The sequence below is a fragment of the Paludisphaera sp. genome, from assembly GCF_037189885.1.
GTDB lineage: Bacteria > Planctomycetota > Planctomycetia > Isosphaerales > Isosphaeraceae > Paludisphaera.
Window position 1 is genome coordinate 1 of sequence record NZ_JBBCIR010000004.1, and the last position, 16,955, is coordinate 16,955.

Annotated in this window: 11 protein-coding genes; 1 reads left to right on the forward strand and 10 read right to left on the reverse strand. The window is 71.5% G+C overall.

Annotated features, from left to right (window positions below; all coding sequences use genetic code 11):
- Window positions 1-226 precede the first annotated feature (226 nt).
- The 8 genes from WG209_RS00635 to WG209_RS00670 form a co-directional block, all read right to left on the reverse strand.
- Entirely contained in the window at window positions 227-1,507 is a 1,281-nt protein-coding gene (locus WG209_RS00635) for a type II secretion system F family protein (protein WP_337173049.1), read from the reverse strand.
- 31 nt (window positions 1,508-1,538) lie between these two features.
- Window positions 1,539-2,999: an aminomethyl-transferring glycine dehydrogenase subunit GcvPB gene (gcvPB, locus tag WG209_RS00640; protein WP_337173050.1), complete on the reverse strand. Its 1,461-nt coding sequence runs from the start codon at window positions 2,997-2,999 to the stop codon at window positions 1,539-1,541.
- A gap of 53 nt (window positions 3,000-3,052) precedes the next feature.
- A complete protein-coding gene (gene gcvPA / locus WG209_RS00645; protein ID WP_337173051.1) occupies window positions 3,053-4,402 on the reverse strand; it encodes an aminomethyl-transferring glycine dehydrogenase subunit GcvPA in 1,350 nt (449 codons plus the stop codon).
- Between the two features lie 274 nt (window positions 4,403-4,676).
- Window positions 4,677-5,063 carry a glycine cleavage system protein GcvH gene (gcvH, locus tag WG209_RS00650; RefSeq protein WP_337173052.1) on the reverse strand — a complete coding sequence of 129 codons (387 nt, stop codon included), beginning with the start codon at window positions 5,061-5,063 and terminating at the stop codon, window positions 4,677-4,679.
- A gap of 64 nt (window positions 5,064-5,127) precedes the next feature.
- Window positions 5,128-6,231 (reverse strand): glycine cleavage system aminomethyltransferase GcvT, encoded by a 1,104-nt coding sequence (gcvT, locus tag WG209_RS00655; RefSeq protein WP_337173053.1) that lies wholly within the window; start codon window positions 6,229-6,231, stop codon window positions 5,128-5,130.
- Between the two features lie 675 nt (window positions 6,232-6,906).
- A complete protein-coding gene (locus WG209_RS00660) occupies window positions 6,907-10,848 on the reverse strand; it encodes an FtsK/SpoIIIE domain-containing protein (RefSeq protein ID WP_337173054.1) in 3,942 nt (1,313 codons plus the stop codon).
- Window positions 10,845-11,084 (reverse strand): hypothetical protein, encoded by a 240-nt coding sequence (locus WG209_RS00665; protein WP_337173055.1) that lies wholly within the window; start codon window positions 11,082-11,084, stop codon window positions 10,845-10,847. Before WG209_RS00665 ends, WG209_RS00660 begins: the two co-directional genes overlap by 4 nt.
- Before the next feature lies 1 nt (window position 11,085).
- The gene (locus tag WG209_RS00670; RefSeq protein ID WP_337173056.1) at window positions 11,086-11,688 is read right to left on the reverse strand and encodes a hypothetical protein; all 603 of its coding nucleotides are present in this window, start codon (window positions 11,686-11,688) and stop codon (window positions 11,086-11,088) included.
- A 179-nt stretch (window positions 11,689-11,867) separates the two neighbouring features.
- On the opposite strand from WG209_RS00670, the gene WG209_RS00675 reads away from it, so the two are divergent.
- Window positions 11,868-13,679: a DNA mismatch repair protein MutS gene (locus WG209_RS00675; RefSeq protein WP_337173057.1), complete on the forward strand. Its 1,812-nt coding sequence runs from the start codon at window positions 11,868-11,870 to the stop codon at window positions 13,677-13,679.
- 22 nt (window positions 13,680-13,701) lie between these two features.
- Here the strand turns inward: WG209_RS00675 and WG209_RS00680 are convergent, their stop codons facing one another.
- Both WG209_RS00680 and WG209_RS00685 read right to left on the reverse strand, forming a co-directional pair.
- Window positions 13,702-14,508: a hypothetical protein gene (locus WG209_RS00680; RefSeq protein ID WP_337173058.1), complete on the reverse strand. Its 807-nt coding sequence runs from the start codon at window positions 14,506-14,508 to the stop codon at window positions 13,702-13,704.
- Between the two features lie 25 nt (window positions 14,509-14,533).
- Entirely contained in the window at window positions 14,534-16,906 is a 2,373-nt protein-coding gene (locus WG209_RS00685; RefSeq protein ID WP_337173059.1) for a nuclear transport factor 2 family protein, read from the reverse strand.
- Between the last annotated feature and the right edge of the window lie 49 nt (window positions 16,907-16,955).

A 16,955-nucleotide genomic window follows, 5' to 3' on the forward strand; every position in this document is an offset into this window, starting at 1 on the left:
CGCCAAAGACGAGAGGCCGGACCGCGAGGTCCGGCCTCTTTCGTTTCCAGGCTGCTTCGCGGGAAGTCTGAAGAGGAAGCCAGTGACGAGCGTCCCTTCCCCCGCGAGGGGAGAAGGGGGGACGCGCATCCCCTGGCTGTATCTTCGGCAGAGCGGTTCCGGGCGCGTTCCTGGCGGGAGGAGGGGGGCCGCGAGGCTCCCTCGCCGGTGGTCCGGGCCGGCGGGCTCAGCCCCCCGCCAGGGACGTGATGACCTGGATGTACGGCAGGAAGACGGCCAGGATGATGAACAGGACGAAGCCGGCGATCATCAGCACCAGGAGCGGCTGGATCAACTGGCCCAGGTTCTTCACCATGTAGGCCACCTGCTCCTCGTAGTCGTCGGCCAGGTGGTTCAGCGTCTCCGGGAGCTTGCCCGTCTCCTCGCCGGACTCCAGGACCGCGATGACGTCCGGGCCGAACCAACCGCTCCGCGACAGCGCGCCGCTCAGCTCGCCGCCGTCCATGACGGGGGCCTTCGCCGCCCGCACGGCGTTCCGCATGGGCGCGGTGGCCATCGCCCGAGCGGTCAGGTCCATCGAGCTGCCGACGTCCACCCCCGCGTCGAGCAGGCTGGCGAGCGTCCGCGCGAACCGGCCGACGTCCAGCTTGCGGAAGATCGTGCCCAGGACCGGGATCCGCAGCAGGATCGGGTCCAGCACGGCCTGGCCGGCGGGCGTGCGGTGCCACCGCAGGAGCGCGAGGGGGGCACCGATGAGGACGATCGGCATCAGCCACCAGCCGCCGCCGGAGACGAACCGGCTGAACGCCATCATCGCCCGGCTGGCCCAGGGGAGCTGGGCCTTCTTGCTGATGTCGGAGAGGAGCTCGGCGAACATCGGCAGGATGTAGATCGCCATCAGGCAGGCGATCGTCGTGGCCAGGAACAGGACGATGACGGGGTAGATCATCGCCGATCGGGCCTGCCGGATGAGCCGCTGGCGGGCCTCGAACGAGGCCCCCAGGCTCCGGAGGGTCTCCGGGACGCCGCCGCGGGCCTCGGCGACGGCGATCATGCTCTGGAAGACCGGGCCGAAGACGTCGCGCTCCGGCTCGGTCGCGTCCTCCAGGGTCGCGCCCGCCTTGATCCGCCCGCGCACTCGCTCCACGACCGGCCCCAGCGCCGTCCCCTTGTACTGGCGGCCCAGGCTGGAGAGGGCCCGGTCATAGTCGACCCCCGCGTGCAGGTACGACGCGAACTGACGGCAGAACTGCGCGAGCTGCCCGGAGCTGACCCGCCCGAACAGGATCCGCTCGTACCACTTCGGGCCGGCCGCGGGGACCTCCGTCCTCGGCCCCCCCGACCCCTTGCGAGCGGGCCGGGGCGCGCCCGAGCCGGGCGTGGGCCGGAAGGTGGACTCGCCGAACCCGGCGCGGGGCGGGTTCGGCGGCGGGTCGTCGGGGCCGGGCGTGGGCTTCGGCCTTCGGGGGCGGGGAGGCGTCGAGTCGAAGTCGTCCGGCTGGCTCATGGGGGGGCTCCGGGGCGCCGGGGCCGTCGGGTCAGGGGGTCCAGCGCAGGACGGGCGTCTTGGCGGCCTTGACCTCGTCGAGCCGGCTGACGGGCGTGGTGAACGGGGCTTCTCGCAGCGACTCGGCGTCCTCGGCGGCGATCGCCAGCAGCGCGGCGGCGAAGGCCTCCAGCGTCTCCCGGCTCTCGGTCTCCGTCGGCTCGATCATCAGGGCCTCGGAGACGATGAGCGGGAAGTAGACCGTCGGCGCGTGGAAGTTGTAGTCGATCAGCCGCTTGCCGACGTCCATCGCCCGGATGCCCCGGTCCCTCGCCAGCGACCGGCAAGACGCGACGAACTCGTGCATGCAGCGGTCGCCGCACGGCACCGGGTAGACGTCCTTGACCAGGTGCAGGAGGTAGTTGGCGTTGAGGACCGCGTGCTCGGCCACGCGCTTGAGGCCGTCGGGCCCCAGGGTCCGGATGTAGCAGTACGCCCGGAACAGGACGCCGGTGTTGCCGAAGAACGCGCGGACCCTGCCGATCGCCTTCGGGCGGTCGTCGTCGAGGAAATACGTCCCGTCCTCGCGGCGGCCGACGATCGGCGCGGGGAGGTACGGGGCGAGCTTCGCCCGGACGGCGATCGGGCCGGCGCCGGGGCCGCCGCCGCCGTGGGGGCCGGAGAAGGTCTTGTGCGGGTTGTAGTGCATCAGGTCGGCGCCCATGTCGCCGGGGCGGACGACGCCGAGGATCGCGTTCATGTTGGCGCCGTCGAGGTACATCAACGCCCCGCGCTCGCGGAGCAGCCGCGAGATCTCGCCGATCTGCGGGTCGAACAGGCCGACCGTGTTCGGGTTCGTGATCATGAAGACGGCGACCTCGTCGCTGAGCTTCGCCTTGAAGTCCTCGAGGTCGACGAGCCCGCGCGAGTCGCTCTTGACGGTCACGGTCTCGAACCCAGCCAGGTTCGCCGAGGCCGGGTTGGTGCCGTGGGCGCTGTCCGGGATGAGGACCTGCGTCCGCCTACGGTCCGGCTCCTGGTCGCGGAAGTACGACGCGGCGACCAGCAACGCCGCCAGCTCGCCCTGGGCACCCGCGGCCGGCTGGAGGCTGACCGCTTCCAGCCCGGCGATCTCCGCCAGATCCTCCTGGAGCCCGTGCAGGATCGCCAGCAGCCCCTGGAGCGTCGAATCGTCCTGGTACGGGTGCTGCGCCCCCAGGCCGGGGAGCGACGCCAGCCGCTCGTGCCGCTTGGGGTTGTACTTCATCGTGCAGGAGCCGAGCGGGTAGAAATTCGCGTCGATCGACATGTTGAGCGACGAGAGGTTCGTGTAGTGCCGGACCACGTCCAGCTCGCTCAACTCGGGCAGGGGGGGCGGGGCGTCCTGGAGGAATTCCGCCGGGATCAGGTCGGTCAACGGCGCGTCCGGGACGTCCGACGCCGGGAGGACCGCGGTGAACCGCCCGGGGCGGCTGGCTTCGAAGAGCAGGGGGCGCAGGTCGAGCTTGTACATGGGTCGCCGGGGGATATGGTGTGGATCGGTCGTGCCTGGGCCGCGCGGGGGCGTCAAACGGAGGCCAGCGCCCGCCTGTAGGCGTCGGCCAGGCCGTCGATCTCGCCCTTCGTCCGCTTCTCGGTGACGGCGATCAGGATGCAATCGGCCAGCTCGGGGCTCCAGCGCCCGAGCGCGACGCCGCCGTGAAAGCCGGCCTCTCCCACCTTCCTCAGCACGGCCGCCGGGTCCTTGGGGCAACGGACGGTGAACTCCTTGAAGAACGGGCCGGGGAACGCCAGCGGCAGGCCCGCCTTGCCCAGCGCGTCGGCCGCGTAATGGGCCTTGCGGGCCGACTGCTCGGCCGCCTCGCGGAGCCCGCGCGGGCCCATCGCGGCGAGGTAGATGCTCGCCCGCAGCGCCAGCAGCCCCTGATTCGTGCAGATGTTGGAGGTCGCCTTCTCGCGCCGGATGTGCTGCTCGCGGGTCTGGAGGGTCAGCACCCAGCAACGCTTGCCGTTGCGATCGGTGGTCTGGCCGACGACGCGGCCGGGGAGCTTGCGGAGGTACTCGGACTTGCAGGCGAGCATCCCCAGGTACGGCCCGCCGAACGAGAGCGGGTTGCCGAGCGACTGCCCCTCGGCCGTCACCACGTCGGCACCGTAGGCGTCGGGCCGCTTGAGCAGGCCCAGCGAGATCGGGTCGACGCTGACGACCGCCGCCGCGCCCCGGTCGCGGGCGACGGCGCAGAGGGTCTCCACGTCCTCCAGCCGGCCGAGGAAGTTCGGCTGCTGGATCACCAGGGCCGCCGCGTCGTCGGTGAGCGCCGCGGCGATCGCGTCGACGTCCGCGACGCCGTCCTTGCCCGGCACCTCGACGACCTCGGGCTCCAGGTATTCGAGGTACGTCCGCAGGACGCGGCGATACTCGGGATGGACGGTCCCCGCCACGACGACCCGGCCGGCGCGGCGGTTGGTCGCCATGGCCATCAGGGACGCCTCGGCCACGGCGGAGCCGCCGTCGTACAGGCTGGCGTTGGAGACGTCCATCCCCGTGAGCTGGGCGACGAGCGTCTGGTACTCGAACACCGCCTGGAGCGTCCCCTGGCTGGCCTCGGCCTGGTACGGCGTGTACGAGGTGTAGAACTCCCCGCGCGAGGCCAGGGCGTCGACCACCGCCGGGATGAAGTGGTCGTAGGCCCCCGCGCCGAGGAAGCAGACGCGGCGGTCGGCCCCCTCGTTGCGGGCGATCAGGCCGCCGATCTCGCGGGTCAGCTCCAACTCGGTCAGGGCCGGGGGGATCCGGAGCGGGCGGTCCAGCCGGTACTCCGGCGGGATCATGTCGAAGAGCCGGTCCAGGGAATCCAGCCCCACGGCGTCCAGCATGGCTCGGACGTCGTCGGGCGTGTTCGCGATGTAGGCCATGTCGTTCCCAAAATGAAGTTGCGTCGCGAAGCCTGGCTTCGAACGGTCTTCCCCCCTGGAGGGGGAAGACGGACCGCGAAGCGGTCAGAGGAGGGGGAGCTTTCCCGCGGAGCCTCGGGATTCGGGGCCCAGGACCGGGCTTACCGCCGGGGAAGGCCCCTCCAAACATCGGATGGCCGTCTCGCTCGCCCCCCCCTCATCCGGCCCTCCGGGCCACCTTCCCCCACCAGGGGGGAAGGCCGTTGAGTCGGAGGCTCCGGCCCGGCGGCCGTCCTCAGTGGTCGTCCTCGGCGACCTTCTTCTCGTAGGCGGCGTGGTCCATGAGCTTCTCGACCTCGGAGGGGTCGGCCACCTTGATCTTCAGGAGCCAGCCCTTGGCGTACGGATCCTCGGAGAGGACCTGCACGTCGTCGACGACCGCCTGGTTGACCTCGACGACCTCGCCGCCGATCGGCGCGTACAGGTCGTTGACCGACTTGACGCTCTCGACCTCGCCGAAGGTCTTGCCGGCCGTCAGCTTGTCGCCCGCCTTGGGCAGGTCGATCGTCAGCAGGTCGGTGAGCTGGTCGACGGCGAACTTCGACAGGCCGACGACGGCCGTGTCCCCCTCGACGGAGACCCACTCGTGGGACGCGGCGTACCGGAAGGTCTTGGGATCCATGGACGGGTTCCTGGGCTCGGGATGCTGGAGGTGACGTTGATGGATGGGGACGGGGGGCGGCCGGTCAGGCCCGGGGCCGCTTGTAGAACGGCAGCGGGACGACCTCGGCCGGCTCGGACTTGCCCCGGACGTCCACGACGACCTTCGTGCCGGGCGCGGCGAAATCGGTGTCGATCAGGGCCATCGCCAGGCTCTGCTGGAGCGTCGGCGCGAACGTCCCCGACGTGACCGCGCCGAGCGTCCGGTCGCCGGACGTCACGGTCGACCCCTGCCGGGCGATCCGCTTCCCCTCCAGCCGCAGCCCGACGCGCTTCGAGCCGGGGTTCTTGGCCTGCTGCCGCAGCGCCTCGGCCCCGACGAAGTCCCCCTTGTCGAGCTTCACGGCCCAGCCCACGCCGGCGGCGAACGGGTCGATCGTGTCCGTCAGCTCGTGGCCGTACAGCGGCATGCCCGCCTCGAACCGCAGCGTGTCGCGGGCCCCCAGGCCGATCGGCGCGACGCCGAACGGCGCGCCCGATTCCATCAGCGCGGCCCAGACGGCCTCGGCGTTCGCGGCGGGGACGATCACCTCGAAGCCGTCCTCGCCCGTGTAGCCCGTCCGGCTGACCAGGGCGTCGACGCCGGCCGCCTTGGCGTTCATCACGCGGTAGAACTTCAGGCCGTCGAGCGGCTTGTCGACCAGCGGCTGGAGCGTCGCCTGCGCGGACGGCCCCTGCACGGCGATCATGGCCGTCTCCAGGGTCCTGTCGGCCAGGCTCGCCTTGAAGCTCTCCTGGTGCTCGGCGAACTGCCTGATCACGGTCTCGCGGTTCGAGGCGTTGCAGACGACGTAGTAGGCCTTGTCCGGCCGCTGGTAGACGAGGATGTCGTCGATCAGCCCGCCCAGGTCGTTGGCCAGCAGGCTGTACTGGATCTTCCCCGGCTCCAGCGCCGAGGCGTTGTTGGTCGCGACCGTGTCGATCCAGTCGACCGCCTTGGGCCCGTCGAACGCGAGCCGGCCCATGTGGCTGACGTCGAACAGCCCGACGCCGTTCCGGACGGCCTGGTGCTCCTGGACGATGCCGGAGTATTGCACGGGCATCGACCAGCCCGCGAAATCGACCATCCGGCCGCCGTGGGCGACGTGCCAGTCATGCAGGGGAGTCTTCAACGGGGTCGAATCGGCCATCAGCCACGCTCCGACGAAAGCCCAGGACCCGCGAAATCTCCTACGGCGGGAGTGGATTGTAACCGCTCGGCCCCGGCCTCGACAACGGAACGGCGGGGGAGGGCGCGGCTTTCGGCTTCGGCCGAATCCGGAAAATATCCCGGAAACATGAAATCCCCCCGCGCCCCCCGCGGACTGTTCGAGATGTTCAATGATCGCGCTCTTTGAAATCCAGGAATCGGTACAAGGCCGCGAAGGCCCATGCGACACCCCGCTCGCAAGCGAGACGCCGGTCGCGCGCCCATGCGGGGACGGCCGAGACGCGACCTCGCCGCGAGGGAGACCGCCGGAAACGCCCCGACGCCCGGGACGCGACGACGAATCGCGAGAAAATCACTTCGAAAACGACGAACGAAGCCAACTTCGCGGAGGCGTATGTTGTGTCGGATAAACGAATTGGGTCGAAATCGCCCGGTGCCGCGGCGCGCGAACGAAGCCAACTACGGAGCGATCCGACGGCGATCGCGGACGCGGGGGCGCGCGGGGGACCCCTCGACGCTCTCGACAAGTCGGCGAATTGCGAGAAACCACTTCGAATACGACGAACGAAGCCAAATTCGCGGCGTTGCATGTGACTGACGCCAAACGATTTAAGGCGAAATCGCCGAGTCTCGCGGCGCGCGAACGAAGCCAACTTCAGCGAGAGCCCAGGCGGTCGCGGAGTCGGGCCAGGAGGGCGTCGTCGGGCGGCTGATAGGGGCGGAACTTCTCGACGCGGTTCTGGTCCTCGCTGGAGTACAACGCCCGGTTCGCGCCGAGCTTGGCGGCGGCGGGGGAGTCCAGGAGTTGGCCGGAATCGGTCGGGCTCATCTGGAACAGGACCCGCATGCCGAACTCGCGGAGTTGTTGCATGGAGACGGTCCGGTTGAGGTTCGTCGCCGTGTCGCACCAGGCGACCAGGTGGATCCCCAGGCCGGGCCCTTCGCGGAGGATCAGGTCGATCAGGTCGGCCGGCCCCTCCTCCTCGCGGACGCCGAACTGGAACTCGTCCTGCCGGCGGAGGTCGCGGAACCGGGCCAGGTCGTGGACGAACAGGAACAGCTCGGGGCCGTCGCCGCCGTCTGGCTCGCGACGCCGCTTCAGGTCGTCGGCCACCTCGGCGACGAACGCCGGGGCCTCGCGCCAGCCGCCGACCCTCGCGCCGTGCGGCAGCGCCTCGGCGACATGCCGCAGGGCGTCGGCGCGCGGCGAGTCCTCGGGCGTGCCGTCGAGGATCCAGAACCTCGCGCCGACGCGGGCGCGGTCGTCGGCGGCCGGCGGGAGCTGCGAGGCCAGGCTCGCCAGGGCCGAGGCCGTCACCCCGAGCGCGGCCTCCTCGTCCTGGCCGACGATGAGCAGGTGGTTGGCCGCCTGGCGACGGAACAGGGCGGCGGTCGGCTCCTTGATCGCGACCGGGTCGCCGAGCCACGCCAGGGCCGACCGCGGCGACTCCGGCCAGGCGTCGGCGTCCAGGCGCTCGCGCAGCGCCGGGTTGGCCGCCAGGTCGGCCTGGGCGTCCCCCTCGAAGACGATCATGGCCCGGGGCTCGACGGGGGGCCGGCGCTCGGCCAGGTCGCGGAGGTTGTCGAGGTACTCCTCGCGGCGGTCCTCCCCCAGCCAGACGACCTGGAACGGGTGGTTCCCCTCGGGGGCGCCGTTGGCGTCGTTGTAGATGGCCTCGCCGGGGCGGGAAAGGGCCTTGGCGGCGGTGTTGTTCTCGGACAGGATCAGGTGCGAGTCGACCTCGGAGCATTGCAGGGCGACGCGGACCGCCATCTGCCCCAGCGTGCTCCGCGCCAGAGTGAACGCGCCGCCGAGGCTCTGCGAGCCCAGGACGACGTGGATGCCGAACGCGCGGCCCTGGCGGACCAGGCGGTCGAGCAGGCCGGCGGCCTCCTGAGCCAGCTTGTCCTCCTCGACGAAGAACTCCTGGAACTCGTCGACGATCAGCAGGATGCGGGGCAGGGGGGGCGACCCCGGCGCGTCGCGGAAGCCGCGCACGTCCTGGACGCCGGCGGCGCGGAAGCGGTCGGCGCGGATCTTCAGCTCGGCGTCGAGCCGGGCCAGGACGCTGACGCCGAACTCGCGCTCGCTCTCGATCGCGACGACGCTCGCGTGCGGCAGGGCGTGGCTGGCGTAGACCTTGAACTCGACCCCCTTCTTGAAGTCGATCAGGTACAGGTCGATCTCGTCCGGCCCGTACCCGAGCGCCAGGTTGACGATCATGGCGTGCATCAAGGTCGACTTGCCCGAGCCCGTCCGCCCGGCGATCAGCACGTGCTGGGACGTCCCCTTCCCCAGGGCCAGGAGCTGGCGCTTGGACGCCGCCGCCTTCCCCAGCGGCACGTCGATCCCGGAGCGGCTGTCGCGGGTCCACCAGGCGTCGGGTTCGGGGGCGATGAAGTCGAAGGGGACCTCGACGCGCCTCGCCGCCCGCGCCGCCTCGCCGATGCGCTGGATCAGCCGCGTGGCCGGCTCGCCCACGGGTGGGGCGTCGGGCGTGAAGGGATACGAGCCCAGCTCCGGGTCGTCCCAGGCGAGCGCGCCGTCCCTCCAGAAGAGACGCGTGCAGTAAGGGCGCAGGTCGGCGAGGCGACAACTCGCCGGGGCGTCGCGCCCCTCGTCCACCGCGATGAGGGTCAGGACGCCGCACGGCGGGCCCCCGGCGACGATCGACGCCAGCCGGGACGCCGCCTTCTCGTCGAACTTGTTCGGGTAGTCGACCACGACGAGGACGCGGTACGGCTCGGCCACCTCGCCGGCCGCGGCGTTGTATTCCTCGATGCTGGCGTACTCGTTGCGCAGGTATTTCTGCGTGACCAGCTCCATGTGGGCTTCCAGGTCGGCCAGGCGGTCGGCGATCTGCCGGGCGTCGGTCCAGACCTGGTTGTTGACCAGCGCCTCGTCGTAATCGGCCAGGTGCATGAACGCGCCGAAGCCCCGGCCGAGGCCGATCGGGTCGACGATGGTGAACCGGACCATGCCCGGCCGGACGCCGGTGAGCAGCCGTAGCATGGCCGCCTGGATCGCGGTCGACGCCGCGGCGCGGCCCTCGGCGGGGGTCTCCACCAGGAGGTTCGCCGCGGCCGGGAAGGGACGGAGCGCCGGCAGGTTGACGGCCTTCGGGATCCCCTCGCGCAGCGACGGGTCGGCCGGCAGCCCGCCCGGCAGGGCGTCCAGGGCGACCTCGACCGTCCCGAACCGCAGGGCGGGGGGGAGCTCGGCGGGGAGGGGCCGGGCGTCGGCGTCCGGGGCCGACCAGTCCAGGCCGTACCCCTCGGCGCGGCGGGCGACGTCGTCGAGGGCCGCCAGCGCGGCCGAGGTCGATTCGCGCCACGCCGCGGCCATGGCCCTGCGGTCGTCCTCGTCGGCGGCGAGGGCCCGATCCTTCGCCGCGCGGAATTCGTCCTCCACCCGCCTCGCGCCGGCCTCGGCCTTGGCCTTCAGGTCGGCCGACTTGCGGGCGCGGGCCTCGTCGGCGTCGCGGGTCGCGGCGTCCCGGCGCTCCTGGTTCTCCCGGAGCTTGCGACCGTAGACCTCGTTGATGTGGCGCAGGCGCTCGTCGCGGTCGGCCTCCCCCTGGGCGATCGCCAGCGTGTGCCGCTCCTTCGCCTGCTCCTGGTCCCTGGCCGACCGGGCGGCCAGCGTCTTGAGCGCCTCCTGGAGCCGGCCGTCCACGCGGGCCTTGCAGTAATCGGCCAGCACCTGGGCGTCGGCGGTCGACTTCATCAGCGGGTCGTACAGGCGCAGGAGTTGATGCTTCGCCAGCTCGACGAGCTTCATCCGCAGGGCCAGCCCGATCGCCAGCCCGACCCCCACGAGCACCAGCGCGGACGTCCCGCCGAGGCCCGACCAGAGGCCGAGCACCCCTCCGAGGGCCGCCGTCGATACGTAGACCCACGCCTCCCTAGCCCCCGCGAGCGAGCGCGGGATGATCAGCCGTTCGAGGAGCTTCAGCGGCTGCTGCATCCGCGAGAGGCGTTCGAACAGCTCGTCGACCGGCTCCGCGTACTTGTCGTAAGACTCGCGCGACGAAGGCGGGGGCGTCGGGTCGAGGCCGAACTTGGCGTAGTCGGCGGCGAGCTGGGCGAGTCGATGGCGGCACGAATCGAGGATCTCGACGGCGTCCTGGATGGGCCGCGAGCCCGCGGCGTGCTCCTTCGCGGCGACCTTCTTGCCGGCCTCGTGGCCGCCGAGGGCGTCGGACTTCTCGCGGGCGAGCTTCGTCTTGGCCGTCTGCCGGAGCGAGTCGAACTCGGCGGCGATCCGCCGGCTCCCCGACGCGAACTCCTCCTTGGCCTGGGCCTCGGCGGCGGCGGCGGACTCGGCGATCTCGCGGCGGGCCTTCTCGTCGGCCGCGGCGATGTCGCGTTCGAGCTGGTCGATCCGTCGCGTCAGGGCCTCCTTCTTCGCGACGTACTCGCGGTCGGCCTCGGCGTCGCGGGCGCGACGGGCCTCCGCGATCGCCGCCTCGGCCTCGGCGCGGCGGGCGACGGCGGCGGCGAGGTCGCGCAGGGCGTCGCGCTGGGCGCGGAGCGGGTCGGCCGGCGGGCCGGCGGACGCGGGGGGGGCGGTTTCGGCCGGCATCGTCGTGCTCACGAGAGTTCGCTCCGGTCGGAACAGTCGCGGCGGACCTGGTCGAGCACCTCGGCGAGTTTCTGCATCCCGGCGACGGCCGAGTCGACCGCCGGCGCGAGCGGGGCGAGGTGGGCGTCCTCGAATCGGCGACGGACGGCGTCGCCCCAGGCCTCCTCCGTGACGAGCCAGTGGTCGTTGAGGACGCGGATCGTCTGCTTGAGCCGGGTCGCCCCGGCGATCACCTTCGCGTTCGCCACGTCAGGGGGCCTCCTCGGGGGCGGCGGGGCTCGGCCCCTCCTCGTCGTCGCGGTCGATCGCGTCGCGGGCGATCGACTCCATGGCGGGCGTCGCGCGGGCCGCCTCCGCGCCGCGGCCGTCGGGGGGCTGGACCTGGAGGTAGGCTTCCAGGGCCTCGACGATCCGCGTCAGCAGCGCCATGGCGCGGGGGACGTCGGCCGAGGCGGCGTCCTTCAGCCGCTGGACGGTCCCGTGGTACTCGATGACGGCCAGGTGCAGCGCCGGCTGCCACTTGCGGGTGAGCATCAGCCGCCTCTCGGCGTCCGCGAGGGCGGCCTCGGCCTGCCGGAGCCGCTCCTTGGGCTCGGCCAGCGACGGGTGGTGCTCCGGCGTCTTCTGGAGCTTGAGGCGGAACAGGTCGGCGCGGGCCGCGGCCACCCGCTCGCGGCGGCGCTTGATCTGCTCCTGCCAGAAGTAGGGCCGATCCTGCTGGAGCCACTGGACCGTGCGGCGGATCTCCGCGTCGACCGCGCCGAGCGCGGCGAGGACGTCCTCGCCGTAGAGGGCGAGGGCGGCGCGGAAGTCGCGCAGGGCGTCGATGGAACGGACTTCGGCCTGGCTCATGGCGGTCGGGACGCCCTCCGGGAATGGATGGTCCGCCGGTGACACGCTCGGGCTCGACGGCCCCATTCTATGCGACCGGACGTCGCGAGAGGATGCACTACCCCCGCCGCCTTGAGACTCGGCGCCCGATCCGCTACGGTTGGGCCTGGCCCCTCTCCACCCTGGCGACACACCGACCCATGACCGACACCGGCGACGTTCCCGCGGACATCCACGCCGAATACTCACGACGCCTGGCCCTCCACGAGCGAGCCCGCGAGCGGTGGGACGGCCTCGACGCCCGTGTCGCCGACGCCCGGCTCCTCGCCTTCCTCGCCTCGATCGCGCTCGGGGTCTTCATCTACGTGGCGGGCTGGATCTCGTGGTGGTGGCTGGCCGCGCCGCTCGGCGTCCTGGCCGCGCTCGTCCTCGCGCACGAGCCGATCCATCGGCGGGCGGTCCGAGCCACGCGGACGATCGACTTCTATCGCCGCGGGCTCGCCCGGCTGGAGGACCGCTGGGCCGGGACCGGCGCGACGGGGGAAGGCTTCCTGGACCTCGAACACCCCTACGCGGCGGACATCGACGTCTTCGGCGCCGGCTCGCTGTTCGAACGCCTCTGCACGGCGAGGACCAGGGCGGGGGAGGAGACGTTGGCCTCGTGGCTGCTCGATCCCGCGCCGCCGGAAATCGTGACCGCGCGGCAGGAGGCCGTCCGGGAGCTGCGCCCTCGGCTGGACCTCCGCGAGGACCTGGAACTCCTCGGCGCGGACGTGCGATCCGGCGTCGACCCCGCGACGCTCGCCGCCTGGGGGGAGGCGCCGCCGGTCTTCCCGTCGAACGGCGTCCGGATCGCCGCGGCCGTGCTCGCGACGATCGGCGCGGCGGCCCTCGCCAACTGGCTCTGGACCCGCGACGTCCCCCAGTTCCTGCTGTTCGTCCTGGTGCTGCTCGTGGAAGGCGCCTTCGCGAAGCTGCTGGAGCGGCGGGCCGACGCCGTCCTCAAGCAGGTCGACGAGCGGGGCCATGACCTGATGATCCTCGCCGGCCTGCTCGACCGCCTGGAGCGCGAGCCGATGCACGCGCCGGCCCTGCGATCCATCCGCGAGAAGCTGGAGACCGACGGCCGGCCCGCGTCGGAGCGGATCCGGCGGCTGGGGCGCCTGATCCACCTGCTGGACACGCGGAACAACCAGTTCTTCCTGCCGTTCGCGCTGGTCCTGCTGTGGCGGACGCAGTTCGCGATGCGCATCGACGCCTGGCGCGCGGAGGAAGGCCCGAGGATCGCCGGCTGGCTCGCGGCGGTCGGGGAGTTCGAGGCCCTCTCCGCGCTGGCGGTCTACGCCGCCGAGAACCCGGCCGACGCCTTCCCCGAGGTCGTCGCCGGTCCCGCCCGGTTCGAGGCCGAGGGCCTGGGCCACCCGCTGATCCCCCGCGCCGTCTGCGTGACGAACGACGTGACGCTCGGCGAGGAGGTCCGGGCGATGGTCGTGAGCGGGTCGAACATGTCCGGCAAGAGCACGCTGCTGCGGTCGATCGGCGCGGCCGCGGTGATGGCGCAGGCCGGCGCGCCGGCGCGGGCGCGGAGGCTTGTCCTCTCTCCGCTGGCCATCGGCGCGACGCTCCGCGTGCAGGACTCGCTCCAGGCCGGGCGTTCGCGATTCTACGCCGAGATCACCCGCGTCCGCCGCATCGTCGACCTCTCGCGGGGGCCGATCCCGCTGCTGTTCCTGCTCGACGAGCTATTCAGCGGCACCAACTCCCGCGACCGTCGCATTGGCGCCGAGGCCGTCATCCGCGGCCTGCTCGACCGCGGCGCCATCGGCCTGCTGACGACCCACGACCTGGCCCTGGCCGACATCGTCGCGGGGCTCGGCCCCAGCACCCGCAACGTCCACTTCGAGGACCATTTCGAGGACGGCGAGATGCGCTTCGATTATCGGATGCACCCCGGCGTCGTGACGCACTCCAACGCCCTCGCCCTGATGCGCGCCGTGGGGCTGGAAGTCTGATCCGAGGATCGGCGGCGCCGCGTCAGTCGACGACCCTCAGGCCGGCCGCGTCGTCCGCCACGGCGGAAACCACGTTGCCCGTGTGGCCATTCCCGTCGACGTGCCCGCCGCGCGCGATCAGGAACTTGCCCCCGCCGATCGGCAGCACGCCGAGCGAGCAATCGAACTCGAACCGCTCGACCTTGGTCAACGCGGCGTCGGCCTTGAGGAGGATCGGCGGCGTCGCGGGGCCCGCGGCCGACCTCGGCCGGCCGTAGCAGCCGAACCACCAATGGCCGTCGGCGAACGCGGCGGTCTGGATCCCCAGGTGCGTGTGACCGCTGGCGAGGACGTGCCGCCTTACGAAGTTGAATCCGCCGTCGTATTCGTAGGCGTAGTTCTCGTTCACGCCATCGGGCAGCCCGCCGACGACCAGGAATCGCCCGCCGTCATGGGCGATCCCCCCCGCGCCGTGGAGGACTTCCGGGGTCGCGTGCCTCGCCGCGAGGGACAGATCTTCGGCGTCATAGACGTAGACCCAGGAATCGGCGTTCCCCGCCGGGTCGTTGAACTTGCCGAGGTTCACGGCGACGTACACCCCGCCGTCGACGACGCAGAGGTCGCCGTGGTGATCGGCGACGTCCACCCGCTTCACGACCTTGCCCGCGGGATCGGTCTTCACAAGCTCGGTGGTGAACGACCAGTAGATCGAGCCATCGCCGTCGGCGCAGACGCCCTGCAGGTGCTTCGGATAGGCCCCATCGCAGGCGACGGGACCGAGGTCGGCCCCGAACGAGGCGGCCGTCGCGAGGAGGGTCCAGGGCGCCAGGAAAAGCATGAACCATCGCATGATCATTCTCCAGGATGAATAGGCTTCATCGCGTCCGCTCCGACTCGGCGATGGACGTGTGGTCGTGGACGATCTTCCAGCCTTCGGGGAAGCGGCGGACGATCACGGTGAACAGGCCGCGAGGTTCGGAGCTGTCGGGGCGCGCGAGCCGCCATGCTCCCCGCGCAAGCGCCACGTCGGGGCCGAGGGTCTCGACCTCCAGGTCGGAGAAGGTGAGCTTGCCCATCGACTTCCCCTCGGCCAGGTAGCGGGCGCGATACCGGTCTCGGGTGGAGTCGATGCCCTTCGTCCGCGTCCCGCCCGACTGGAAGACCAGGTGGGCCGAGTTCCAGTAGGACGCGAGGAAGCCGTCGAGGTCGCCGGCGTTCCACGTCTCGACCTGCTTCGCCAGGAGGTCGCGGACGTCTCGCGAGGGGTCGTCCTCCACCGACGGCGTCGCCGCCTGGCCGCCGGAGGCGGGGTTGCGCAGGAAGTAGAACCGGCCGTCCTCCGCCCCTCCGAGGAAGTCGGGGACGCCGTCGGCGTCGAAGTCGACGACGGTCGGGCTGACGTCGTGGCCCTCGATATTGCGGTCGGAGAGGAGCCCGAGGTTGCGGAACGTCCACTCGCCGTCGCGCGTTTCTTCCTGCTTGTAGAGCAGGGCGTTGGCCGCGTTCAGCAGGAGGTCAAGCTTGCCGTCGCGGTCCCAGTCGACGACGCAGAGCTTGCGACGGCCGCTGCCGCCGGCGGCCCTGGCGTTGAGGCGGAGCGGCTCGCCGGCGTCGTCGAGGAACGCGCGGCGTGGCGGCAGGAGCACGAGGCCGTCGCCGCGACGGGCCCGTTCGAAGAACGCGAGGTAGCCCTCCTGGTCGAGCATGACCAGGTCGACCAGGCCGTCGCGGTTCCAGTCGACGGCGAAGGGCGTGGTCCGCCACTGCGTCAGCAGGGCGTCCCCCTCGGGCCGCAGCCAGCCCCAGGCCAGACGCGGCTGGGGATGCTCCTCGGTCCACGCCACCTCGATCGGCCTCGCCGCCGCGAGCCTGGGCTCCGTGCGCGAGCCGACGTTTCTGTACCAGTGGACGCGGCCCAGGATGGAGTTGACGACGAGGTCGGGGAGGCCGTCGCCGTCCCAGTCGGCGATGCTCAGGGTGGTGTAGCCCCACTTGGCCTCGCACGGCCCCTGGATGCTGCCGTTGGGCCCGGCCATGATCCGGATGACCTCGCCGTCGGCCTCCAGCATCCTCGGCGCGGCCCATCTCGGCCGCTCGACGCCGGGGCCGCTCAGGTTCTCGATGAACCCGATGTAGCCGGCCGTGTTGCCGGAGACGATGTCGAAGTCGCCGTCCCCGTCCCAGTCGAAGCCGACCGGCGTGGCGAGCGCCCCGAATTTCACGTCGTCGGCCTCCTGCCGGAAGTAGACCGGCGGGAGGAATCGCGGCGCGCGGTCGGCGTCCAGCTCGCCGGTGTTCTCGACCAGCGCGACGCGGCCGTCTTCGTCGCCGACGATCAGGTCGAGGTCGCCGTCGAGGTCCCAGTCGATGGCCGTCGGCGTGATCATCTCCAGGTCCATCGTCAGATCCGACCCGTCGGCGTCCTTCAATCGACGGCCGGGCGCGTACTCGGGCTTCTCGCGGGTGCCGACGTTCTCGAAGTAGGTGAAGCCGTCGAGGAACTCGCCGCAGAGGAGGTCGAGGTCGCCGTCGCCGTCGAAATCGGCGAAGTTGGGCGAGGGCCAGCCGAAGACCTCCAGAGGCTCGCCCTTGATCGTCAGGCGCGTCGGAGTCTCATATTTCGGCTCGTCGTTCGATCCGACGTTCCGCGCGACGTAGACGAAGCCCCGCAGCGGGCCGCGGGTCCAGTTGCCCTCGGCGTCGTAGGCGTTGTCCCAGCCGTAATCGGTCCAGTCATCCGCGCCGACGACGATGTCGAGCTTGCCGTCGCCGTCGTAATCGACGTACCGCCAGAAGTTGCCACGCACCTTATTGGGGTGGACGTTGGCGGGCAGGGGGAGCTTGACCTGATTCTCCAGGCCCGAGCGGAGGAAGTCGGGATGCTCGGCCCCCGGCGAGAGGACGCGGGGGCGGCCGTCGACGTGGCTCACCTGCACGTTCTGCAAGCCCTTGCTGATGCGTCGGCCGGGCTTGAAGACGGGGAGCTTGCGATCGGAGGTCGGCCCGGAGGCGTTCTCGAAGAAGTAGACGCCGTTGTAGGGCTTGTCCGGGCAGTTGACGACGAGGTCGAGGTCGCCGTCGCCGTCGAAGTCCATCGGCAGCGGCCAGGCCCACAGGCCGACGCCCAGGTCGACGACCAGGCCGGGGTTGTTGTACTTGAGCCGCTCCAGGTCCTGAGCGCGGGTCATCGCCGGCGCGATCGTCATGAGCAGCCCCAGGCACAGGCCGAGGCGGGCGGTGGTCCTCATCCGTCGTCTCCGATCGGGTGGGTGGAGAGGGTGGGCGTCGTCAGGCCGC

Excerpts from the sequence above, each read along its gene's own strand:
- WG209_RS00635 (WP_337173049.1), bottom strand. The coding sequence starts at position 1,507 with ATGAGCCAGCCGGACGACTTCGACTCGACGCCTCCCCGCCCCCGAAGG.
- WG209_RS00685 (WP_337173059.1), bottom strand. The coding sequence starts at position 16,906 with ATGAGGACCACCGCCCGCCTCGGCCTGTGCCTGGGGCTGCTCATGACG.
- WG209_RS00670 (WP_337173056.1), bottom strand. The coding sequence starts at position 11,688 with ATGAGCCAGGCCGAAGTCCGTTCCATCGACGCCCTGCGCGACTTCCGC.
- gcvPA (WP_337173051.1), bottom strand. The coding sequence starts at position 4,402 with ATGGCCTACATCGCGAACACGCCCGACGACGTCCGAGCCATGCTGGAC.
- gcvT (WP_337173053.1), bottom strand. The coding sequence starts at position 6,231 with ATGGCCGATTCGACCCCGTTGAAGACTCCCCTGCATGACTGGCACGTC.
- WG209_RS00675 (WP_337173057.1), top strand. The coding sequence starts at position 11,868 with ATGACCGACACCGGCGACGTTCCCGCGGACATCCACGCCGAATACTCA.
- gcvPB (WP_337173050.1), bottom strand. The coding sequence starts at position 2,999 with ATGTACAAGCTCGACCTGCGCCCCCTGCTCTTCGAAGCCAGCCGCCCC.
- WG209_RS00680 (WP_337173058.1), bottom strand. The coding sequence starts at position 14,508 with ATGCGATGGTTCATGCTTTTCCTGGCGCCCTGGACCCTCCTCGCGACG.
- gcvH (WP_337173052.1), bottom strand. The coding sequence starts at position 5,063 with ATGGATCCCAAGACCTTCCGGTACGCCGCGTCCCACGAGTGGGTCTCC.